Annotated in this window: 21 protein-coding genes; 11 read left to right on the top strand and 10 right to left on the bottom strand. The window is 66.2% G+C overall.

The annotated features are described in order from the left end of the window. Positions 1-3 precede the first annotated feature (3 nt). Positions 4-639, top strand: a complete 636-nt coding sequence (locus ACPGXI_RS06630) for a hypothetical protein (protein WP_526651054.1) — start codon at positions 4-6, stop codon at positions 637-639. A gap of 91 nt (positions 640-730) precedes the next feature. On the opposite strand, the gene ACPGXI_RS06625 is transcribed toward ACPGXI_RS06630, so the two are convergent. Beyond that, positions 731-1,720: an NAD-dependent epimerase/dehydratase family protein gene (locus ACPGXI_RS06625; protein ID WP_526651053.1), complete on the bottom strand. Its 990-nt coding sequence runs from the start codon at positions 1,718-1,720 to the stop codon at positions 731-733. 408 nt (positions 1,721-2,128) lie between these two features. Between ACPGXI_RS06625 and ACPGXI_RS06620 the strand changes: the two genes are divergently transcribed. Next, positions 2,129-2,449 carry a hypothetical protein gene (locus ACPGXI_RS06620; RefSeq protein WP_526651052.1) on the top strand — a complete coding sequence of 107 codons (321 nt, stop codon included), beginning with the start codon at positions 2,129-2,131 and terminating at the stop codon, positions 2,447-2,449. Positions 2,450-2,497: 48 nt separating this feature from the next. Here the strand turns inward: ACPGXI_RS06620 and ACPGXI_RS06615 are convergent, their stop codons facing one another. From ACPGXI_RS06615 to ACPGXI_RS06600, 4 genes are all read right to left on the bottom strand, one after another. Further along, on the bottom strand, positions 2,498-3,286 hold the full coding sequence (locus tag ACPGXI_RS06615) for an RNA polymerase sigma factor SigF (RefSeq protein ID WP_526651051.1): 789 nt from the start codon (positions 3,284-3,286) through the stop codon (positions 2,498-2,500). Next, complete coding sequence (locus ACPGXI_RS06610) at positions 3,283-3,795, bottom strand: ATP-binding protein (protein ID WP_526651050.1); 513 nt, start codon at positions 3,793-3,795, stop codon at positions 3,283-3,285. Before ACPGXI_RS06610 ends, ACPGXI_RS06615 begins: the two co-directional genes overlap by 4 nt. A gap of 156 nt (positions 3,796-3,951) precedes the next feature. Beyond that, a complete protein-coding gene (locus ACPGXI_RS06605) occupies positions 3,952-4,239 on the bottom strand; it encodes a helix-turn-helix transcriptional regulator (RefSeq protein WP_526651078.1) in 288 nt (95 codons plus the stop codon). A gap of 165 nt (positions 4,240-4,404) precedes the next feature. Further along, entirely contained in the window at positions 4,405-5,394 is a 990-nt protein-coding gene (locus tag ACPGXI_RS06600; RefSeq protein WP_526651049.1) for a TerC family protein, read from the bottom strand. A gap of 292 nt (positions 5,395-5,686) precedes the next feature. Here ACPGXI_RS06600 and ACPGXI_RS06595 point away from each other — a divergent pair, with 292 nt between their 5' ends. From ACPGXI_RS06595 to ACPGXI_RS06575, 5 genes are all read left to right on the top strand, one after another. Continuing rightward, complete coding sequence (locus tag ACPGXI_RS06595; RefSeq protein WP_526651048.1) at positions 5,687-7,210, top strand: proton-conducting transporter transmembrane domain-containing protein; 1,524 nt, start codon at positions 5,687-5,689, stop codon at positions 7,208-7,210. Next, on the top strand, positions 7,207-9,867 hold the full coding sequence (locus tag ACPGXI_RS06590; RefSeq protein ID WP_526651046.1) for a putative inorganic carbon transporter subunit DabA: 2,661 nt from the start codon (positions 7,207-7,209) through the stop codon (positions 9,865-9,867). The genes ACPGXI_RS06595 and ACPGXI_RS06590 overlap by 4 nt, the downstream gene beginning before the upstream one ends. Continuing rightward, positions 9,867-10,187 (top strand): P-II family nitrogen regulator, encoded by a 321-nt coding sequence (locus ACPGXI_RS06585; RefSeq protein WP_526651044.1) that lies wholly within the window; start codon positions 9,867-9,869, stop codon positions 10,185-10,187. Before ACPGXI_RS06590 ends, ACPGXI_RS06585 begins: the two co-directional genes overlap by 1 nt. 27 nt (positions 10,188-10,214) lie before the next feature. After that, entirely contained in the window at positions 10,215-10,802 is a 588-nt protein-coding gene (locus ACPGXI_RS06580; protein WP_526651042.1) for a carbonic anhydrase, read from the top strand. A 118-nt stretch (positions 10,803-10,920) separates the two neighbouring features. Then, positions 10,921-11,493, top strand: coding sequence for a restriction endonuclease (locus tag ACPGXI_RS06575; protein WP_526651040.1), 573 nt, complete (start codon positions 10,921-10,923; stop codon positions 11,491-11,493). Here the strand turns inward: ACPGXI_RS06575 and lat are convergent. Further along, positions 11,462-12,820 (bottom strand): L-lysine 6-transaminase, encoded by a 1,359-nt coding sequence (gene lat, locus ACPGXI_RS06570; RefSeq protein ID WP_526651038.1) that lies wholly within the window; start codon positions 12,818-12,820, stop codon positions 11,462-11,464. The two genes, ACPGXI_RS06575 and lat, sit on opposite strands and share 32 nt — an antisense overlap. A 161-nt stretch (positions 12,821-12,981) precedes the next feature. Next, positions 12,982-13,461, bottom strand: a complete 480-nt coding sequence (locus ACPGXI_RS06565; RefSeq protein WP_526651036.1) for an Lrp/AsnC family transcriptional regulator — start codon at positions 13,459-13,461, stop codon at positions 12,982-12,984. A 93-nt stretch (positions 13,462-13,554) separates the two neighbouring features. On the opposite strand from ACPGXI_RS06565, the gene hglS reads away from it, so the two are divergent. The 3 genes from hglS to ACPGXI_RS06550 all read left to right on the top strand — a co-directional run bounded on the left by hglS (position 13,555) and on the right by ACPGXI_RS06550 (position 17,265). Next, entirely contained in the window at positions 13,555-14,787 is a 1,233-nt protein-coding gene (gene hglS, locus ACPGXI_RS06560; protein ID WP_526651034.1) for a 2-oxoadipate dioxygenase/decarboxylase, read from the top strand. Next, positions 14,784-16,328, top strand: a complete 1,545-nt coding sequence (gene amaB / locus ACPGXI_RS06555) for an L-piperidine-6-carboxylate dehydrogenase (RefSeq protein WP_526651032.1) — start codon at positions 14,784-14,786, stop codon at positions 16,326-16,328. The genes hglS and amaB overlap by 4 nt, the downstream gene beginning before the upstream one ends. Before the next feature lie 127 nt (positions 16,329-16,455). After that, on the top strand, positions 16,456-17,265 hold the full coding sequence (locus ACPGXI_RS06550) for an SDR family NAD(P)-dependent oxidoreductase (protein WP_526651030.1): 810 nt from the start codon (positions 16,456-16,458) through the stop codon (positions 17,263-17,265). Between the two features lie 95 nt (positions 17,266-17,360). On the opposite strand, the gene ACPGXI_RS06545 is transcribed toward ACPGXI_RS06550, so the two are convergent. Further along, a complete protein-coding gene (locus tag ACPGXI_RS06545; protein WP_526651028.1) occupies positions 17,361-18,737 on the bottom strand; it encodes a cytochrome P450 in 1,377 nt (458 codons plus the stop codon). Between the two features lie 49 nt (positions 18,738-18,786). Between ACPGXI_RS06545 and ACPGXI_RS06540 the strand changes: the two genes are divergently transcribed. Beyond that, positions 18,787-19,434 carry a TetR/AcrR family transcriptional regulator gene (locus ACPGXI_RS06540; RefSeq protein ID WP_526651026.1) on the top strand — a complete coding sequence of 216 codons (648 nt, stop codon included), beginning with the start codon at positions 18,787-18,789 and terminating at the stop codon, positions 19,432-19,434. Between the two features lie 18 nt (positions 19,435-19,452). On the opposite strand, the gene ACPGXI_RS06535 is transcribed toward ACPGXI_RS06540, so the two are convergent. Both ACPGXI_RS06535 and ACPGXI_RS06530 read right to left on the bottom strand, forming a co-directional pair. Further along, positions 19,453-19,827, bottom strand: coding sequence for a hemophore-related protein (locus ACPGXI_RS06535; RefSeq protein WP_526651024.1), 375 nt, complete (start codon positions 19,825-19,827; stop codon positions 19,453-19,455). A 588-nt stretch (positions 19,828-20,415) separates the two neighbouring features. Next, positions 20,416-20,778: a hemophore-related protein gene (locus ACPGXI_RS06530; protein WP_526651022.1), complete on the bottom strand. Its 363-nt coding sequence runs from the start codon at positions 20,776-20,778 to the stop codon at positions 20,416-20,418. Between the last annotated feature and the right edge of the window lie 346 nt (positions 20,779-21,124).

Here is a 21,124-nt window from a genome sequence, read left to right as displayed (position 1 = left end):
GGCGTGGCAAACCATGCGGGGACTGATCAAGGCGTCCCAGACGACCATGTCAACGACGGCGACGCGAAGGCCGCTGCCCAGATCTTGGATGACAATGCGGCCAGCGGGAACGCTTCAGCTGAGGTTACTTCGGCGAGGGAAAACGCGCCGCTAAGCCTGTTGCCCATACTTCCGATATCGGTGGGGGTATCTATATGTGCTCTGAACATCTTGGTGGCATTCAGGGTTTGGCAGAACACCTACAACAGTAATTTGACCTCGCTTAATCGAGTCAATTTGCCTACCACTGTATTTCTGGCACTACTGTCAATCAGCTTCTTCATCGGGCTACTTCTGATTGCGTATGCGGTCATCCTGCCACGCTTGGAGCGGCACCGCTACGAGGACAAGACCGAGCATGGGGCAGGACAAACCCCAGCGTACGTCAAATGGATCATCGCCCCCCTGGTCATAGCGCTACCGGCACCGGTCATTACCGTGTGGGCTGCCCAACTGATTGAACCGATCGCGCCAAAACCCTGCATCGAGTTGTATCAGGAAGCGCAAAACATCAAGAACGACAATCCCAATTTCAAAATGGTTTGGAGCGACCGTGACCAACGCAGGTGCGCTATCAACCAGAGCGTTCTAGCGAATTAGGTTCGCGCGGGACGTCCCCAGTCGATGATGGCAATGACGACCTCCCGACCAGGCATGCGCATCAATTACTCGCAGCGGTAGCCGCACCCGCTCAGATCCTCCCCACCCTCCGCAACCCATCCACAGTGTCGGCGATCGTTTCAGCCGGATCGCGCTGAGTGACGCCCAAGTCGCGCTGACTGGGGCCATCGTCGGACGGCGGCATCTGGGTGTAGTACTGCATCGCCGCTGAGTTGATCGGTGTGTCGAACGGCAGGTAAGACCCGATGGTGTCGAACAGGGCGCCCACGCCACGCAACGCGGTATCGGGAACCGGCAACACCGTGAGCGAGCGGTCAGCGGCGGCGCCGATCAGCGACGCCAGTTGTTCGACCGGGATCCGCTGTCCACCAGCCATATAGCGGCGCGCCCCCTTACCCGGCTCGAGCAGCGCCACATGCAGATCCGCGAGATCGCGGACGTCGATCACAGTCCAGGCGGCGCTGCGTCCCGGCACACCACGCATCTTGAAGGCGGCCTCCACACCCTCTGCCGCCTCACCGAACTGTTCACCGGCCGGTGGCCCCAGCACCATCCCGGGATAGGTGATGTCCACGGGCGCGCCACCGTCCTGCAGTCCGCGCGCGTAGGCCTCGACGACGGCTTTGGACCTGCCGTAGCCGTCGTTGCCGCCGACGACCGGAAGGTCGGCATGCAGCACCTCGAGATCAGGGCGGAACAGCGCGGTGAAGCTGGACACGTGGACAATCGGATCCAGACCTCGGGCAGCGGACGCACCCAGAACGTAACGGGCCCCCTCAAGGTTGGTGTGCAGCATTTCATCGGCTCGGCTGGGATCGGTGGACACCATTGCAGCGCAATGGATGACCGCGTCGCACCCGTCTAGAGCATCGGCGGCAGAGCCGGCATCGGCGATATCGCCCAAGACGTGGTCACCGGTATCGACCCCGATGCTGCCCGCGCTCGCGGTCAAGCGTTCCACGCTGCGCACCAGGAACCGAACGTCGTGTCCCTTGTCCTGCACTGCCTTGGCGGTCCATGCGCCGACGAAGCCGGTGCCGCCGGTGATCAATACTTTCATATGCCCCTCCGTTACCCGGCCCGTCCACGGTCGTCCGCGGTCTTGCTACCGTACCGGGCCAACAGCGCGCCACCGCCGAGTCGATACATTTCTCGTTCGCTGTATGGTCACTAGCTAGATTGCCCACACGAACCATAGTCTTGACCCAGGCGGCCATCTAGGTCCTGAAACCGCAAATAGAACGATATGTCTGCATCACTGCCCGGGCATGCCTCTGATAGGCTAAAGTTTGCCCTGAACCGGCATAAAGGTTAGCTGAGGGGTGGACCGGCCCCGTTTTCGACGGCCACGGCCGACGGGAGCGGGGCCGGCCCCTTTTTCGGGGAGCACTTCGACGATACCGGCGGGGACGTCCTCCACGGCATCGGCGCGGATGGTCCCCCCGGCAACGGATGGCAAGCTGATCAGGTGGAACCCGTCGAGATCAACGCCGGCACCTGGTACTTGCGTGCGCTGCGCGCCGATGACCGTGTCGATGACCGTCCGGCCCTCGCCAACCTCGGCGAACGCCGCGTCGACTACGTCGAAGAACGGGCTGCACAGTGGGATTCGGAGACATTATGTTCCTGGGCGGTGTGCGAGCCGACGACCGGCGAGTTACTCGCCGAGGTGACGCTGGACCCGTCGAGCGGAGCAATCGACACTCGCGCCAGCCGCGGCCACGAGGAAGCGGCCCGGGCCGGGGCCGCGGCAGTGCAGCGCTTCGCCGAATCTATGTTCAGCAGGTAGACCCCAACTAGTCCACCCCCCAACCTGGTCCACGCCGAACAGGCACGACTACTGCAGTTGGTCCCGGAGTCGAGCTAGCGACTTGGCCAGCAGCCGCGACACGTGCATTTGCGAGATGCCGACCCGCTCGGCGATCTGAGTCTGGGTCAGTGACTCGAAGAACCGCAGCACCAACACGGTGCGATCGCGTTCGGGCAGCAACGCCAACAGCGGCCGAAGCGCCTCGCGGTTCTCGATCTGATCGAGCCTGTTGTCGACGTCACCCAGCGTATCGGTGATCGTGGGCGCGTCCTCGCTGCCGCCGCCACCGCTGTCGATCGACAGCGTGTTGTAGGAACTGCCGGCGACCAGACCCTCGATCACCTCGTCGCGGTCCATCTCCAACTCGGCGGCCAACTCGCTGGCCGTCGGCGCCCGGCCCAGCCGCTGAGAGAGCTCCGCAGTGGCCGCGCCCAGGCGCAGGTGCAGTTCCTTGAGGCGCCGCGGCACCTTGACCGACCAGCTGTTGTCGCGAAAGTGCCTGCGAACCTCACCCATGATCGTCGGCACGGCGAACGAGACGAAGTCCGACCCGGCGGTGACGTCGAACCGGATGACCGCGTTGACCAGACCCACGCGGGCGACCTGCACCAGATCCTCGTGCGCCTCACCGCGCCCGCGGAAACGACGGGCGATATGGTCGGCCAACGGCAGGCACCGCTCGACGATGCCGTCGCGTTGTCGCTGATACGCCGCCGACCCCTCGTCGAGTTGCGCCAACTCCCGGAACAGGACGGCGACGTCCGCATATTCAGAGCTCCGCCGCTGTGACGAACCCCGTGGAGGCGATCGGGTCACCGTAGCGAGCTCGCTCGCCTCGTCGTCATGGAGATCCCGCACTGCTGACCGTCGCTGGCCGGACTACTGCTGGAGAATGTGCTGAGCTCGTCGGTCAGCGATGTCAGGACATGCCAGCTGAAGCTTCCGGGGGGCAGGATGTCACCGCCGCCGTCGCACATGGTGGAGGCGCGCACCACCAGGGCTTCGGCTTGCGGGTCGACTACGAGCAGCAGCGTGGCGTTGGGAACAGCTGACCGGATCAGCCGGGTGCACGCCTCGTCGACGGCCAGCCGCAGATCAGCGACGGCGTCGAGGTCCAGATCCTCGAATGTGCCGATGGCGGCCACCAGGGTGCGTAATACCGCGAGGTTCTCCAGAATGGCGGCGACCTGGAGTTCGACCGACCGGGCGCGGTGGCGCTTCCCGTTTTTATGGTTCGCATTGTTGTAGCTCGCATTGTCGTAGCTCGCACTGTGCTGGCTCGCGACGTTGTGGCTCGCACTGTGGTCGCTCGCGATATCGGCCATCGGACCTCCCGGAAACTTGCACGATGGGTGAGCAGTACCCCGTCACCGCAACACTTCAAACCCGGCGTCCACCCGCTGGGTGACCGACCCCGCGTTGTCACCGACCTTGAGTTGTCACCGACCGTGCGTTGTCACGACAGCGCCGGCCGTGCGTTGTCACGACAGCGCGTCGATCAGTTCCCCGACCGTGTGAGCTGACTCCAACGGGTGACGCAGTCGTCCCGACGGATTCACCGCATAACGATTCCGCCGGCCAACCTTTGTTTTCGCCAGGTAACCGTCAGCGATCAGGTCCGACAGAATGGCCTGCACCGAGCGCTCGGTGATGCCGATCCCCAGGCTGAGCTCACGTGCGGTCAGCGATTCCCCCCGCGCCAGGCACAACAGAACATGGGCGTGGTTGGTCAAGAATGTCCACCCGCGCGGATGTCTGTCGGCTTCCACGTCGGACGAGCCGTCCGGCCTCGCCGCTGCACTCCGCCCGGTCGTCGAACTCCGCCCGGTCGTCGAATTCCGGCCATCAGTCGCGCCCGTCTTGGGCGCACGCACCGGCGTTCGCTTCGAGGCAGCCATCGTCGCCAGCATACTGCGCTATTCGCGCAGTGCGGTTCAGTAATCGGTCGGCGCTCTGCGCGACTCTTCGGTGTCGGCCCCCGAGACAGCTTGCGTGGCGGCGCCTCGGGTGGCGCGCAGGCTCCACACGATAGAGACCGTCAGCGTGACGACGATGACGCCGAGGGTCAGCGGGATCGGCAGCTTGCCGACCGGGGTCTCGGACAGGATGAGTTTGACTCCGGCGAACGCCAACAGCACCGCCAGCCCATAGTGCAGATGGGTGAATCGTCGAAGCAGCCCGGACAGACAGAAGTACAGGCTGCGCAGTCCGAGGACAGCGAATGCGTTTGCCGTCCACACGATGAAGGTGCTGGTGGTGATCGCCAGCACCGCCGCCACCGAGTCGATGGCGAAGATCAGGTCGGTCGCCTCCACCGCGATGAGCACGACGAACAACAGTGTGGCAAAGCGTTTCCCATCGATACGGGTGAAGAACCGGCCGTCGTGATAGTGCGGGTCGGTCGGAATCACCCGTTTGACGAGCCGGACCACCAGGTTCTTGTCGGGCTGCAGATCGCTGTCGTGTTGGAAGGCCATCTTGTAGGCGGTGTAGATCAGAAAAGCCCCGAAAATGTAGGCGACCCAGAAGAACGCCGTCAGCAGCTCGACGCCGACGAAGATGAACACCAGCCGAAACAGCAATGCCCCGATAACGCCCCAGAACAGCACCTTGTGTTGATAGCGGTCGGGAACCGCGAAATAGGTGAAGATCAACGCGAAGACGAACACGTTGTCAACAGAGAGGGCTTTCTCGATGAGATAGCCCGCATAGTAGGTGCCGGCGACCTCCGCGCCGTAGGCCCACCAGACGATCCCGCCGAAGCCCAGTCCGACGGCGATCCATATCGCCGACCACACAGCGGCTTCGCGGAAGCCGATCACATGGTTATCGCGATGCATGAACAGATCGATCGCCAGCATGACCGCGATGGCCGCCGACAACGCGACCCAGCCCCACAACGGAACCACTATCGCATCAGTCACCACTAGTCCCCTGTCATCTCATCGAGGCCGCTGCCGCACATCCGGCGACATGCCCAACTCACTGTCCCCAACGTCGTTAAGCGAATCATAACCCACGAATTGCATTTCGCTTATTGGCCCCAGCCAGGCATGCCCCAGGCCTGCCCACCGCTGCCCGAACGGGGCGATGCTGCGATGTGGACACCCGGCGCGAGCCTGCTCGCCACGCCTCGGTCACGGCAAACCCGCGCTCACGACACCCTTTGATTACGAAGATTGACACGCGTAAGTCGATACACGTATTCTGCTTCGCATGTTGGTCTTGATCGAGCAGGCGGCGCTCATCACGCTGGTGGCGGCCCCACTGCTGGTGGCCTTCGCGGCCTCATCGTTCGGTCGGCGGGCGCCGGTGTTCACCGTGCGCCTGGGCGCATTCACCGCCGCGGCAGGGTTTCTCATCGCCGCGGCACTCGCGATCGGCGCTGCTCGCGGCGAGGTCGCCTCCGTAGGTGGGGGCGTCTTCGCATTGGCAGCCGACCGGCTGGCGGTGGCGCTGCTGCTCCTGATCTTCGGGGTGAGCGCCGTGGCACAGGGGTTCGCGGTGCGCTACCTGGCAGGCGACTCGCGAGCCTGGTGGTTCACCTGCGGCGCCGGACTGCTCACCGCAGCCTCGGCCACGTTGGTCACCGCAACCACGCTGATCGGGATCGCGGCCGGCTGGACGGTTACCGGCATCGCACTGTGCCTGCTGCTGGGTACCTACTGGCAGCTGCCCTCGGCTCGCGACGGCGTTCGCCGGGCATCTGCGGCCTTCCTCGTCGGGGATGGCGCGCTGTGGGCGGCCGTCGCGCTGGTCTACCTACGGACAGGCACCGTCGATCTCGCCGACCTGCGTGCCGCCCAGTTCGGCGGGCCGCTGGCAGCGGTGGTGGGCGTGCTGGTCGTGATCGCAGCCCTGTCGAGGTCCGCGCAGATTCCCTTCCACCGCTGGCTGCCCGCCACGCTGGCCGCGCCCACTCCGGTGTCGGCGCTCCTGCATGCCGGCGTGGTGAACGGCGGCGGGATCCTGCTGGTGCGGTTGAGCCCGCTGTCGAGTTCCGAACTCGCCGCCGGCCTCATCATCGTCGCCGGAGCCACCACCATGACCTACGGCGCGATCATCATGCTGGTCAAGCCGGACATCAAAGGCGCGCTTGCATATTCGACCATGGCCCAGATGGGCTTCATGATCCTCACCTGCGGGCTCGGGTTGTGGGCCGCAGCCGTCATCCACCTGTTCGCCCACGGTTTCTACAAAGCCACCCTGTTCCTCTCCTCAGGTTCGGCGATCTCCCGCGCCCGCCGGCATACCGCGCTGCCCGCCGCGGCGCGGCTAACCGGCCGCCACCGGGTCTTCGGCCTGGCCGCCGCCGCGACGCTGCCTCTGGCCGCCCTCTACCTCGCGGTGTGGCTCGTCCCGACATGGCCCGGCCACCACGCCGCCGAACAGGCACTGCTGATCTTCGCCTGGGTGACCGGCGCCGCCGCCACCTGGGGCTGGCTGCAGCGCCGTCCCGACGTCGCCGGCGCGGTGGGCGCGGCAGCCTTCCTGCTACCGACCGCGCTCGCCTACGTGGCGATAGTGGGCGCAGCAGCCCGATTCCTCACACCGTCGCTGCCGGAATCGGCACTTCCGACCACGACAACCTGGGTGATCGTCGCCACCGCAGTAGCTGTGCTGGCCGGGCTGGCGAGCCTGCGCTGGTCTCCGGCCGCAGGCCCGCTGCAACGCGCCCTCTATACCCACGCTCTGAGCGCTGGCAGCATCCAACCCCGCACGACAGGAGCCCTCCGATGACCGAGACGTCTGCAGTCGCCGCAACGACAACGACAGCGCCACCGGCAGCCTCAAAGACAGCGGCTCCGGCCCAGGCAGCCTCGGCGGCACACTCGGCGTCGGGGGCCGAACGCGGCCCCCGACGCGCCCGGCTGCGCAGCGATATCCGGCTGGCGGCGCGCGTGCTGCCGACCCACTATCCGCTGGGAACTTTCATCGCGGTCAACCCGCTGGCCGGGCTGCAGCGCATGCCGTTCGAGCAGGCCATCCGGCGCGCCGGGGACCTCTACGGGACGCGCGGCACCCTGTCGGAAAGCAGCTTCCGTGCGTTGTATCAAGGGGGCCGAATCACCGACACCGATCTGGACCGAGCGCTTACCCGCCGCTACCCGAATCTGCTCGACGAGCCCCAGCTGCACCTGGCCGGCCGAGACATCACCGCCACCGAGCTGCTGCGGGCCGACCTGCTGCACGGCGGCATGGCCTCAGATCCGCTGCGACGAAACCGGATTCGCGCCGAGGAGGTGTCCCCCGAGCTGGCCGACACCGTCGACGCGCAAAGCGCCAAGTGGTCGGCAGCATTCCTCGGTGCGGGGGGCTGGCCGATGCCCGGGCGCCAGGACGGCTTCTACCGGGCATGGCGGGCGCTGGCGCCGACGGACCGGACGCTGCCCCGTGCCGTGCGCGCCGGGTTACGCGCCACCGCCGAGCGAGCCGACGACGCCGTCCTGGCCGCGCTGGACGCCCTCGGAATCGACGACGCCGTGCGGCTCACCTATCTGCAGGCCCACCTGACCCGGCTGCCGGGCTGGGCCGCACACGTGCAATGGCGCGCCGACCGAGAGCCCGGCATCGACCTGCTCCAGTACCTGGCGATGCGGCTGAGCTACGAGTCCGCGCTGCTCACACACCACCGCGGCCGGCCCGCCGACCAGTCACCGCAACCCGCCGGGTCGCTGGAGCCACCCACTGCCAGGGACCGAGCCACCCACCTGCTCAACGTATTGCAGATCGCCGAGGTGACCGAGACCGAAGTGGCGACGGTGGCCAGGACTCTGGCGGCCCTACCGGTCCCGGCCCGAGCAATGATCTGGCAGAACGCCTTTGAGGGCCACTATCACGATCAACTGCTCGGCGAACTGGAATGCCGCCCGCCAGTCTCCGAGGCGCCGGCGCACACGCAGCTGGTCACCTGCATCGACACCCGCTCAGAAGGACTGCGGCGGCACCTCGAAAGCCGCGGCGAATACCAGACATTCGGCTTCGCCGGGTTCTTCGCCGTCGCCATTCAATTCACCGATCTGCTGGCCGGCACACCGGCCGACCTGTGCCCGGTGTTGATCTCGCCCAGTCACCGCATCACCGAGGAACCGGCCCCCGACGCCGGCGACGCCGCGGTCCGCCGGGTCACCGGAGCCACCCGCCTGGCTGGGGCCGAGTCGGCCTTCCACGCCGCCAAGGAATCGATGGCCGCCCCGTTCACGCTGGCCGAGGCCGCCGGCTGGGTGGCGGCCCCGCTGTCGGTGGCGAAGACTCTGTCCCCGTCGGCCTTCGGCCGGCTGCGTCGACGACTGCGCAACCTGATAACCCCGGCCGCGCCAACCGTTCTCGCCGTGGATTCGATGCCGCTGACCGAGCGGGTGCTGTTCGCCCAGGCGACCCTGAGAACAATCGGGCTGACACGGGATTTCGGGCGTCTACTGGTGCTGTGCGGCCATGCCAGCAGCAGCGAGAACAACCCCTATCAGGCTTCGCTGGACTGCGGCGCCTGCGGCGGACAGAGCGGCGGACCCAATGCACGCACCGCGGCAGCCATCCTGAACCAGATCGAGGTTCGCGACGAACTGCGCCGGTCGGGCATCGACATCCCAGCCCACACCCAGGTCGTCGCGGCCCTGCACGACACCACCACCGACCGGGTCACCGTTTTGGACACCCACCTCATTGCTCCCAGTCACCGCGCCGACGTCGACCGACTCAACGCCGATCTGGCCCACGCCGGTCGCGCCCTGGCCGCCGAACGGTGTGACCAATTGCCCGGCGCGCGCAAGCGCCTGTCACCGACCACCGCCGCACGCCATGTCGCGGGCCGGTCAACGGACTGGGCCCAGGTCTACCCGGAGTGGGGACTGGCCGGAAACGCGGCGTTCGTCGTCGGACCACGACAGGTCACCCGCGGAGTCAACCTACAGCGGCGAACCTTCCTGCACTCCTACGGAGCCGACGTCGACCCCGACGGCACCGCCCTGGAGACGATCCTGACCGCACCGCTGGTGGTGGCGCAGTGGATCAACTGCCAGTACTACTTCTCCGCCGTCGCGCCGGAGGTGTTCGGCGCCGGCACCAAAACCATCCACAACGTCGTCGGAGACGTCGGAGTCATGGCCGGGCACGTGGGGGATCTGCGTCTGGGTCTGCCCCGGCAATCCATCAGCCACGGTGACCAACTCCTGCACGAGCCGCAGCGGTTGCTCGCCGTTATTGAAGCGCCGCTGGCCCGAATCGACGCCATCATCGAACGCAACCCCATTTTGCAGCAGCTCTTCGGAAACGACTGGGTCACTGCCGCCGCTCGGGAACACCCCGGCCAGCCATGGCAGCGCTGGACTCGGGGGGGCTGGCGCGAATGGAACGAAACCGATTGCCCATCAGCGGTTTACAACAAGGAGATGATCTGATGACACCCACTCTGACGAAGATGAGCAAGGTCGAGGTCGTCGTCCGCGGAGACGAAGCTCCCGCGGTGCGGGAACTCATCGGGAGCGTGGGCGCCACCGGCTACACCAGTCTGTCGGGCGTATCCGGCCTCGGCCACCACGGCTACCACCAGGGACGTCTTCTGTTCAACCAGCAGGCCACCCTCGAACTGATCATCACCGTGGTACCCAGCACCAGGGTGGAGGCGCTTCTAGCCGGTCTGCGGCCGCTGCTCGACGCCTCCTCCGGCGTGTTGTTCGTGACCGAGACCTACGTCAGCCGCCCCGAATACTTCAGCTGAATCCCACCCCACGAAAGGAAAAGTCACATGTCCAATCCGCTCATCGCCTGGCAGCAACTCCGTGCCGGCAATCAGAGTTCCACCATGCAGGCCTCAGACCAACCGATCGCCGCGGTGTTCCGCTGCTCGGATTCCTGCGTGAGCAACGAAACGGTGTTCGGTCGGGGCTGCGGCTCACTGGTCGACATCAGCACCTGGGGACACACAGTCGACACCAGCGTGCTGGCAAGTCTGGAGTACGCCGTCGAAACCCTCGAAGTACCGTTGGTGGTTGTCCTGGGCCATGACGACTGTCCAGCCATGTGGGCAGCCCTGCAGGCCTGGGATCAGGCAGAGCTACCGGACGGGGCGATGCGCAGCACAGTCGAGCACGCGTTGTTGTCCGTCGTGCGCCGGGGGGCGGCTGCCGACTCGGTCGAGTCGGTCACCACCGCGCACGTCGCCGAGACCGGCGTCGGACTTATGCGCCGCTCACCGGCACTGACTCGGCGCGTGGACAACGGCACCTGCGGAATCGTCTGCGTCACCTACAGTTCGGCCGAGAGCAGGCTTCGCGTCCATGCCACCGTCGGGGCGATCGACGCGGCCACCGACAGCCTTGTCGAGTGTGTGTAGGACAGCCTTGTCGAGTGTGTGTAGGACAGCCTTGTCGAGTGTGTGTAGGGCGCGCTTGTGAAGTGTGCGTAGACCGGTGGGGACCTGAGGTGTCGTAGCCGGGGCCTACCATGCTTCGGTGACCAGGATCCGGTGGAAGTTGTACGCGGCGTTCGGCGTCGCGGTCGGCGCCACCGGCTACCTGATCGGCGCAGGTCTCGCCGTCAGCGTCCTGCTGGCGGTGCTGGCCCCGATCATTGCGTCGGCCGCTCCACGGTTCTTCCTGGCCACCGTGGTCGGCGCGGCCACACCGGGCACCGATGAGCGGGCAGCCGCAGAGGACATGTCGGGCGAGGAGTTCGAGGACTACATCGCCGGGATCGCGCGTTCCTGCGGCGTGCCGGTGATCATGACGCCGACCACCGGCGACTGGGGCGTCGACCTGATCGTCGGCCACCGGCCCAACCGGTTGGCGGTCCAATGCAAACGGCGCGCGCGCCCGGTCGGAGCCGGCGCCGTTCAAGAGGTGGTCGCCGGGGCGCCCATGCAGGACTGCACCGCGACGATGGTCGTCACCAACAACGGATTCACCCCCGCTGCACGCAAACTCGCCGAACTGCACGGGTGCGAGTTGGTCGGGGGCGCCGAGCTGCCCAGGTTGCGCTCGACGATCCGCCGGCTCACCCAGTCGGCCGAACCAACATCGCGCTGAGTACGCCGCGAACCGCGTCGACCGCAGCGTCGATCTCGTCTCGCGACACCGTCAGCGCGGGCCGGAAGCGCACGCTGTCGGATCCGCAGGCCAGCATGATCACCCCGCGGTCCCACAGTCCGGCGACCACCGAGTCGCGCTGCGCGGCGGTCGGCAGGCTGAACGCGCACATCAGACCGCGGCCGCGCGGGTCGAGCACCAGGCCGGGGAACTCAGCAGCCAACTCCTGCAGACGGTCGCGCAGATGGCGACCGCTCTCGGCGGCGCGGGCGAACAGCCCGTCGGACTCGATGACCTCCAGAATCCGGCGGGACCGGACCATGTCGACGAGATTGCCGCCCCACGTCGAGTTGATCCGGGAACTGACGGCGAACACATTGTCGGCCACCTCATCGACCCTGCGGCCGGCCATCACACCGCAGACCTGAGTCTTCTTGCCGAATGCCACCACATCGGGCAGCACCCCTAATTGCTGGTAGGCCCAGGCGGTTCCGGTGATTCCGCAGCCGGTCTGGACCTCGTCGAAGATCAGCAGCGCGTCGAACTCGTCGCACAGTTCGCGCAGTGCGGCGAAGAACTGGGGCCGGAAGTGCCGGTCACCGCCCTCGCCCTGGATGGGCTCGGCGATGAAGCACGCGATGTCGTGCGGAGCTGCCTCGAAAGCCGCCCGCGCCTGGCGTAGCGACTCGGCCTCAACCTCAGCCATATTCGCTCCGGGGCGAAGGTAGGGCGCGTCGATGCGGGGCCAGTCGAACTTCGGGAAGCGAGCCACCTTGTTCGGATCGGTGTTGGTCAGTGACATCGTGTAGCCGCTGCGGCCGTGGAAGGCTCCGCGCAGATGCATCACCTTGGTGCCCAGCGCGGGGTCCACACCGTGCGCCTCGTTGAGTCGACTCTTCCAATCGAACGCGACCTTCAGGGCGTTCTCCACTGCCAAAGCGCCACCCTCGACGAAGAACAGGTGCGGCAACGCCGGGTCGCCGAGCACCCGGGCGAACGTGTCGACGAAGCGCGCCATCGGCACGGTGTACACATCGGAATTGCTCGGCTTGTTCAGTGCGGCCGCGGCCAACTCCGCGCGGAACACGTCATCCTCGGCCAGACCGGGATGGTTCATACCCAGAGCCGAGGAGGCGAAGAAGGTGAACATGTCGAGATAGCTGCGACCGGTGCGCGCATCGACCAATTCGGAGCCCTTGGAGCGGTCGATGTCGAGGACGAGGTCCAGCCCGTCGGCGAGGATGCTGCGCTCCAACACCGCCCGCACCTCGGCCGGAAGAATTTCGCGCGACGCCGTGCGGCCGTCGACCGGAATAACATCAGCCATACACCCATAGTAGCGGTATTTTTGCTGTCGCCGGTTGCAGCCTTCGAGCTTATTACGGTCCTACGGGCTGGTCTCACGGTTTTCAGTAGAGGTGGGTGCGGCGATCGGCCCGCCCGCCGCCCCACCGGAGGTGTTCCATCCAGATACGCCCATCGGCGTAACTACTCCGGTATGAAACGTCTTTCGCTGTAGAACTTCTGTAATATGACGGTGCTGCGGGTCTTCACATCGGCCGCGGTACGAATCCGCTGGAGCAGACCTTCCAGCGCCCGGGCCGTCTCGACGTGAACCAGCAGGACATAGCTCTCCTCCCCGGCCACCGAGTAGCACGCCTCGATTTCAGGGATGTGCTCCAGCCGGGTGGGTGCATCATCGGGTTGAGAGGGGTCGAGAGGGGTGATTGCGACGAACGCCGAGAGCATGCTGCCGACGGCCTCGGGGTTGATCCGGGCCGCGTACCCGGTGACGACTCCCCGAGACTCCAGCCGTCGGACCCTGGACTGCACCGCCGATACCGACAGACCCGCGGTGGCCGCCAGATGGGCCAGCGTCGCGCGGCCATCGGCGACCAGCTCACGGGCCAGCACCCGATCGATCTCGTCGAGCGACGGCTGCGGCCGGGCTTCGTCGGAATCGGTCATGGCCGCACTTTATCCGACAGCCCAGTATCTGACAGCCCTGTATCGGACAGTCCCGTATCGGACAGGGCAGCATCCGACGACAGGGCGGGCGCGATGAGCCGGCGCATCGAAACCTGCCGATTGCGGGCGCAATTCGCCGCGGGCCTGTCTGCGATGTACGGCACCGAGGTTCCTGCCTACCACACGCTCGTCGATGTCAGCTCGGAGGTGAACAGCGCATTCGTCGGTGCACACCCCCAAGCGCAACGGCTCGGTTCCCTGGAGCGGGTCACCGCCGAACGCCACGGCGCGATCCGCGTCGGCACCGCCTCTGAGCTCGCGCAGGTGGCCGATCTCTTCGCGGCATTCGGGATGTACCCGGTGGGCTACTACGACCTGCGCGAAGCCGCCTCCCCCGTCCCGGTGGTGTCTACCGCGTTCCGTCCGGTCGACACAGATGAGCTGGCGTGCAACCCTTTCCGGGTATTCACTTCGATGCTGGCCACCGCCGACGGACGGTTCTTCAGCACCGACCTGGGCAGCCGAGTACAGCGATTCCTGGACCAGCGTCAATTGTTCGACCCCGCGTTGATCACCCGGGCGCGGCAGATCACCGCCGACGGTGGATGCTCAGCTCAGAGCGCTGAGGAGTTCGTCGCAGCCGCCGTCTCGGCGTTCGCGCTGTCCCGCGAACCCATCGACCTCGCCTGGTATCAGGAACTCTCGTCAGTGTCAGCGGTCGCTGCCGACATCGCCGGTGTGACCACGACGCACATCAACCACCTCACACCACGGGTGCTCGACATCGACGAACTACACCGCGCGATGACCGCGCGCGGCATAGCGATGATCGACGACATCCAGGGCCCTCCGCGCACCGACGGACCCCAGGTGTTGTTGCGCCAGACATCGTTTCGGGCGCTGGCCGAGCCGCGCCGGTTCCGCTCTCCCGACGGCACCGTCAGCGACGGCACACTGCGGGTGCGGTTCGGCGAGGTGGAGCAGCGGGGGGTGGCTTTGACGCCGTCCGGGCGTCGGCGGTTCGACGCAGCAATGGCAGCACCCGACCCTGCGGCCGGGTGGGGGCAGCACTTCCCCGCCACCGATGCGCAGATGGCTGCGGCGAAGTTGGCCTATTATCACCGCGACGACCCGACTAAGCCCGTTGTCTACGAGGACTTCCTGCCCGCATCGGCCGCCGGAATCTTCCGCTCCAACCTCGAGTCCGACACCCCGGCCACCGAGGGTGTCGACACCACTGAGTACAGCCGGCACTGGATGGCCGGCCAGATCGGCCACCACATTCACGATCCCTACGAACTCTACGAGAAAGTCGCCCGCTCATGACCACCGCCGCGAAGTCCCCCCTGCCCACCTCCGAGGCCCTGCGCTCCCGGGTACGGGAGGCGCTCGCCGCCGTCGGCTCGCAGGTCCCACTGGGCGCGCCCGGCTCGACCGGTATGACGGCCAGCACCCCGATCAACGGCGACGTGCTGTTCACCGTGCCCGAATCCAGTGCCGAACAGGCCGATACCGCGATCGCCGAAGCCGCCCAAGCCTTCACCACGTGGCGGGTGACCCCGGCGCCGCTGCGGGGCGCCCTGGTGGCCCGGCTCGGCGAGTTGCTGGTCGAGAACAAGAACTCGTTGGCTGCGCTGGTCACCATCGAGGCCGGCAAGATCACCTCCGAGGCGCTCGGCGAAGTACAGGAGATGATCGACATCTGCGACTTCGCCGTCGGGCTGTCGCGTCAGCTATACGGCAAGACCATCGCCTCCGAGCGGCCCGGCCACCGGTTGATGGAATCCTGGCACCCGCTCGGTGTTGTCGGCGTCATCACCGCGTTCAACTTCCCTGTTGCGGTGTGGGCGTGGAACACCGCGGTCGCGCTGGTATGCGGCGATACCGTGGTGTGGAAGCCTTCGGAGCTGACCCCGCTGACCGCTCTCGCGTGCCAGGCACTGATCGAGCGGGCCTGCGACGACGTCGGCGCGCCGCGCACCGTGAGCCGACTGCTCCTGGGAGAACGCGAGATCGGTGAGCAACTCGTCGATGATCGTCGCGTCGCACTGCTCAGCGCGACCGGGTCGGTGCGGATGGGCAGGCAGGTCGGCCCGCGCGTCGCACAACGTTTCGGCAAGGTGCTGCTCGAACTCGGCGGTAACAACGCCGCCATCGTCACACCCGCCGCTGACCTCGATCTGACAGTGCGGGGCATCGTTTTCTCGGCGGCGGGAACCGCCGGCCAACGCTGCACCACGCTGCGCAGGTTGATTGTTCACTCGTCCGTGGCCGACGAGGTGGTGGCTCGGGTCGTGGCGGCGTATCAGCAACTGCCGGTCGGGGATCCCTTCGTTGACGGCACGCTGGTCGGGCCGCTGATCCATGAAACGTCGTACCGGGACATGGTGGGCGCGCTACAGCGGGCGGTTGCCGAGGGTGGAACGGTGATCGGCGGTGAGCGACATGACGTCGGGGACGAGGGTGCTTTCTACGTCACGCCCGCGGTGGTGCGGATGCCCGCGCAGACCGATGTCGTGCATACCGAGACGTTCGCTCCGATTCTCTACGTACTCACCTACGACACGCTTGATGAAGCGATTTCATTGAATAATGCTGTGCCCCAGGGACTGTCATCTGCCATATTCACGCTGGACGTTCGCGAAGCAGAGCGCTTCATGGCCGCCGACGGGTCAGACTGCGGGATCGCCAACGTCAACATCGGCACGTCGGGCGCGGAGATCGGCGGTGCATTCGGCGGCGAGAAGGAGACCGGCGGCGGGCGCGAGTCGGGGTCGGACTCGTGGCGGGCCTACATGCGCCGCGCGACGAATACCGTCAACTACTCCTCGGAGCTACCACTGGCGCAGGGCGTTCACTTCGGCTGACCTGCCCACTCCCCCTGTCCCCTGTTCCGCGAGCACTCCCCCTGTTCCGCGAGCGCGCGTGACGCCGACACGCCGCGCCAGGCGTACATTTGCGCGCGCTCGTCGGCGACGAGGGCACACTCGGGGCATGGAACCCGACGGCAAGGTCGCCATCGTCACCGGAGGCGCGTCGGGCATCGGCCAGGCGCTTGCCGCACAGTTCGCGTCCTACGGCGCCCGGGTCGTCGTCGGTGACCTGGATGAGCCCGGTGCCCAGTCGACGGCCTCGGCGATCCGCTCAGCCGGCGGCCAGGCGGTGGCGCTAAGGGCCAACGCCGCAGACGACACCGACATCGAGGCACTCATCACCCTCGCAGACCGGACGTTCGGACCAGTCGATATCTACGTTGCCAACGCCGGCGTCATCGGCAAGTCCGGTCTGGGGGCCGAGTCCGACTGGGATGCTGTGCTCGACGTCAACCTGCGGGCACATATCCGGGCGGCGAGACTGCTGGTACCGCATTGGCGCTCGGTGGGATCGGGCTACTTCGTGTCGGTCGCCTCAGCCGCCGGACTGCTGACCCAGCTGGGTGCGGCGGGATACGCCGTCAGCAAGCACGCGGCGGTGGGATTCGCCGAATGGTTGGCGATCACCTACGGCGATGACGGCATCGGTGTCAGCTGCGTGTGCCCGCTCGGAGTGGAAACCCCTTTGCTGCAGGAGATCCGGGATATCGATGACCCCGACGCACAGCTCGGAGCGTCGGCAATCGAGAGTTCGGCAGGGGTGATCAGTGCCGCTGAGGTCGCTGTGGCGACCGTCGAAGCGGTGCGATCGGGCCGCTTCATGGTGCTGCCGCATCACGAATTGCTGGAGATGTACCGCCACAAGGGCTCGGACTACGAACGCTGGATCTTGGGCATGCGCCGCTATCAGCGGACGTTACGGGCACTCTGACCGGTGCCGAGCGCGCTTGTTTGTACGGCAAATGCGGCGCGGCGGCGCACAGACACGCGCGCTCGCGGAGCAGGGGGGTCAGCGGGGCAGGGGGGTCAGCGGCGGCGAAGCTGAAGCCGGAAGTCCTTCGGCATCAGGGTCAATCGCTCGGAAATCTCGAGCTGATAATCAGGATCAGCGATTAGGTCATAGCGGCGCAGGAGCACGGCCAACAACAGCACTGCTTCATGCAACGCAAACTGCCGCCCGATACACGATCGTGGCCCGGTGCCGAACGGCTTGTACAGACCTGCCGGACGTGACCTGACATTCTCGGGCGCGAAGCGGTCCGGGTCGAATGAGTCGGGATCAGCCCCCCACCGTGGATCGCGATGCGGCGTCATGGTCAAGGCAAGCACCCAGTCCCCCTTGCGCATCGGATGCACACCGGCCAACACGGTGTCCTCCCGGGCAGCCCGGTAGTACCCCGGGACCGTCGGCTGCAGTCGCAACGCCTCATCGAACACTCTGCGGAGATATCTGAGCTTGGCGATCCGCTCGAAATCGGGCCGATCCTCGTCTCCCCAAACCTCGGCGATCTCGGCTCGTGCCCTGGCCACCACTTCCGGATACTGAGACAGGTAATACAGCGCGAAAGACACAGCCCCAGAGGTGGTTTCATGGCCCGCTACCAGAAAGTTGATCAGCTGATAGCGGATGTTGGGCCGCTCCAGGTCCGACACCAGCATGAGCTCGAGTAGATCGTCGTGGTGACCAAGGCCGCAGCGCAGACGCTCGGCGATGATCTCGTCAGCGATCGCGTGCAGCTTCGCGGCGTGATGGCCCACCCGGCGCTCGGCACGCTGGGCCAGGAACTTCGGCAGGAAACTCTGCCGCAGCATGCCGACCACGTCGGATCCCTTGAGGCCGGCCACCATGTGTTCGACGAACGGATGCGGCGCCTCGGACTGGAAGCAGCCGAACGGGTGCCCGGCCGCGCAGCGCCCAATCGTCTCCAGCGTCGTCCTGGTTGCGTCGGCGGACACGTCGACCGGCTCGCCGCGTGTGGCCCTGTCATCCCAGCGGGCGGTGAGTTCGTCGGCAACGTCGAACATGATCGAGTGATACCGGCGCATTGCCTGCTGGCTGAACGCCGGCATCAACACATCGTGGGCCTTCTGCCAGTTGGGTTCATCGTTGTAGGCGGTGAACAAGCCGTCACCGCCAAGAATGCGCAGCGCCTCGATATCGGGACCAACGTACTTGCAGAACCGGCTCTCGTCGTTGACCTCTGCCACCGCATCGGCGCCCGCAGCGATGACGTAGCGCGAACCCAGGAACTGAAACTCGAAGACCGGCCCGAGGTCGACGAGGTCCATCATCGACTGCGACGGGGTTTCCGCACGGAAGGCCAGTACGTCGCCCAGCACCGGAATTCGCCGGCGAGGGTGGGGCAGCGCGGGGTAGCACGTCCGGTCCTGTGCCACAGTCATGGTTCCAGCCTCCGCCCCTGTTGTACATGTGTCAAGTAGGATGGTGTCCATGGTCACATCCCGGCGCCGACTCTCCCCTGACGAACGGCGCAACGAACTGCTCGCGCTCGGCGCGGAGGTCTTCGGTCAGCGCCCCTACGACGAAGTTCGGATCGACGAGATCGCCGAGCGCGCCGGCGTCTCCCGAGCACTGATGTATCACTACTTTCCCGACAAGCGGGCGTTCTTCGCCGCCGTCGTGCGGGCTGAGGGCGAGCGACTGTTCGAGGCCACCAACACCCCTCCCCTGCCCGGCAAGACACTGTTCACTCAGGTCCGCGCCGGGGTACTGGCCTACCTGAACTATGACGAACAGCACCCGCACGGCGCGTGGGCCGCCTACCTGGGGATGAGCGGGTCAGACCCGGTGCTGCGCGGCATCGAGGACATCGACAACGACCGGCAGGCTCACCGGATCATCGACCGCGTCACCGAAGTCGCGGGGCCAATCGATTCGAAGGTGGAACGGGATCTGCGCGCCACCATCTACGGTTGGCTGGCGTTCACGTTCGAGATGTGCCGCCAGCGGCTGATGGATTCCTCGCTGGACGCGGATTTCATCGCCGACCTGTGCGTCCACAGCCTTCTCGACGCGGTGGGTCGAGTGCCGGGGATCCCGGGGACACTGGCCGACGCGGTAGCAGCTTCCCAGCGCTGAAGGGGACGACCGAGCAGCTCAGCCGCAGCGATTCCGGAAGTCCACCGCCGGCTGGCGCATGCCCTGCAACTCTGCAAGCACTTGCGGGTTGGCGTCCATATAGGCGACCAACACCGCCTCCTTCTCGTCGTCCGGCATGTCCCGCAGCGTGGTGAAGAATTCGTTCACGGGTGGATGGGTGTACAGATACGCCGATGTGGCCGCGGCGACGCCGGTCATGATCCCGGCAAGGTCGGCCGTCGTGCAGTTCGGCGGATCGGGTTGGGCTTGGGCGGGCACACCGGCGCCGAAGAGCACGGCGCCAGCACCTATCACAGCCGGCAGCACACGCCGCGCAAATGTGTTCTGAGACAAAGTTACCCGCTCCCCTGTTAGCTGTGCTGACTCACTCATCCGCGGCCGCGACTGGGACGACTGGGACGATTCGCTGACCCAGCACTCGGAAGATTCGCTGACCCGCCACTGGGACGATTCGCTGCCCCGCCACTCGGAAGATTCACTGGGGGGGCGGGCGGGTCGATACCGGGGCGTCCAGGATCGATGAGCAGATTGACACCCCAGCTGCTGCCATTGCAGTACCAGTCGTACCCACACGGATACGGGACATAGGGCCCGGCTCCGCTCGGGCCGTCACCCGTGTCGGCGCCGCGCGATTCGCCCTGCGAGCAAATAGTGGTGCCGTTGGCGCTCGTGCAGTCCGCGCCGGCGGTCGGTGCGACCGCAAGCCCTGACGACGTCACAACGCATGCGACGACCAGGTACGACAATCGCATATCCGACTCCTCGCGTAAATTCAGTCATCCCTCACCCTGGCAGCGTAGCCGACGCTGAGCCCTCGGGCGGGAACCGGCTGTCGCCGAATCGTGACGCCTCAGCCACCGACTCACTGCCCCAACGGGATTCGCCGACGCCTTCCAATCGGCCGCCTTCGAATCGGACGCCCCGGATTCGGGCGCCCCTCAGCAGGGCGGGCCGAGCTTACTACCGATCGAGGGGACCCGGGCCTACGCCGCAGCGGTTCCGGAAGTCCACCGCGGGCTGACGGATGCCCTGGAGATCGGCCTGCGTCTGTGGGTTGGCGTCCAGGAACGCCCCCAGCGCGGCCTTCTTCTCGTCGGCGGGCAGGTCCCCCAGGCCGGTCATGAATTCGTTGACCGGCGGATGGGTGAAGAGGTAGGCCGACGTGGCGGCAGTGATCCCGGACATGATGCCCGCGAGGTCTGCCGCTGTGCAGTTCGGCGGATCGGGTTGGGCGTGCGCGGGCAGGCTGGTGCCAAGCAAGACTGCACCGGTACCCACGGTCGCCAGCAGCATGCGTCGCGCGAAGGTTTTGTGAGACAACATCGATTAATCCTCAGTCCACTTGGTTGAATTATGGTCGGCGTGCACCGCTCAGGGGGTGAACCAGTTGTAGCCCTCGTTGCAGTAATAGTCGTAAAAGCACGGGTAGGGCACAAAAGGCAATCTAGATGGCCCCCTTTCGGGTGTAGCGCTGTCGTCATCCGATCCCAAGGAGCAGATTGTGGTGTTCCCCGACGTGGTGCACTCGGCTGCCGCGGACGGAGCGCCGGCGACTCCGGAGAGCAGAAGCAGGGGCGCTACGAGCAAGTACCGGAACCGCATGAACAATCTCCACTCTGCGTTTCGTAGCAAACACCACAATTGCCCCACCAGCGAGGCTGACCCACCA

Source organism: Mycobacterium sp. (assembly GCF_049608025.1).
Lineage (GTDB): Bacteria > Actinomycetota > Actinomycetes > Mycobacteriales > Mycobacteriaceae > Mycobacterium.
The sequence above is the reverse complement of the archived record's forward strand: the minus strand, read 5'-3'. Positions and strand labels throughout refer to the sequence as shown.

Excerpts from the sequence above, each read along its gene's own strand:
- ACPGXI_RS06625 (WP_526651053.1), bottom strand. The coding sequence starts at position 1,720 with ATGAAAGTATTGATCACCGGCGGCACCGGCTTCGTCGGCGCATGGACC.
- ACPGXI_RS06610 (WP_526651050.1), bottom strand. The coding sequence starts at position 3,795 with ATGGCCGATATCGCGAGCGACCACAGTGCGAGCCACAACGTCGCGAGC.
- ACPGXI_RS06595 (WP_526651048.1), top strand. The coding sequence starts at position 5,687 with ATGTTGGTCTTGATCGAGCAGGCGGCGCTCATCACGCTGGTGGCGGCC.
- ACPGXI_RS06590 (WP_526651046.1), top strand. The coding sequence starts at position 7,207 with ATGACCGAGACGTCTGCAGTCGCCGCAACGACAACGACAGCGCCACCG.
- ACPGXI_RS06585 (WP_526651044.1), top strand. The coding sequence starts at position 9,867 with ATGACACCCACTCTGACGAAGATGAGCAAGGTCGAGGTCGTCGTCCGC.
- ACPGXI_RS06580 (WP_526651042.1), top strand. The coding sequence starts at position 10,215 with ATGTCCAATCCGCTCATCGCCTGGCAGCAACTCCGTGCCGGCAATCAG.
- lat (WP_526651038.1), bottom strand. The coding sequence starts at position 12,820 with ATGGCTGATGTTATTCCGGTCGACGGCCGCACGGCGTCGCGCGAAATT.
- ACPGXI_RS06565 (WP_526651036.1), bottom strand. The coding sequence starts at position 13,461 with ATGACCGATTCCGACGAAGCCCGGCCGCAGCCGTCGCTCGACGAGATC.
- hglS (WP_526651034.1), top strand. The coding sequence starts at position 13,555 with ATGAGCCGGCGCATCGAAACCTGCCGATTGCGGGCGCAATTCGCCGCG.
- amaB (WP_526651032.1), top strand. The coding sequence starts at position 14,784 with ATGACCACCGCCGCGAAGTCCCCCCTGCCCACCTCCGAGGCCCTGCGC.
- ACPGXI_RS06550 (WP_526651030.1), top strand. The coding sequence starts at position 16,456 with ATGGAACCCGACGGCAAGGTCGCCATCGTCACCGGAGGCGCGTCGGGC.
- ACPGXI_RS06545 (WP_526651028.1), bottom strand. The coding sequence starts at position 18,737 with ATGACTGTGGCACAGGACCGGACGTGCTACCCCGCGCTGCCCCACCCT.
- ACPGXI_RS06540 (WP_526651026.1), top strand. The coding sequence starts at position 18,787 with ATGGTCACATCCCGGCGCCGACTCTCCCCTGACGAACGGCGCAACGAA.
- ACPGXI_RS06535 (WP_526651024.1), bottom strand. The coding sequence starts at position 19,827 with ATGAGTGAGTCAGCACAGCTAACAGGGGAGCGGGTAACTTTGTCTCAG.
- ACPGXI_RS06530 (WP_526651022.1), bottom strand. The coding sequence starts at position 20,778 with ATGTTGTCTCACAAAACCTTCGCGCGACGCATGCTGCTGGCGACCGTG.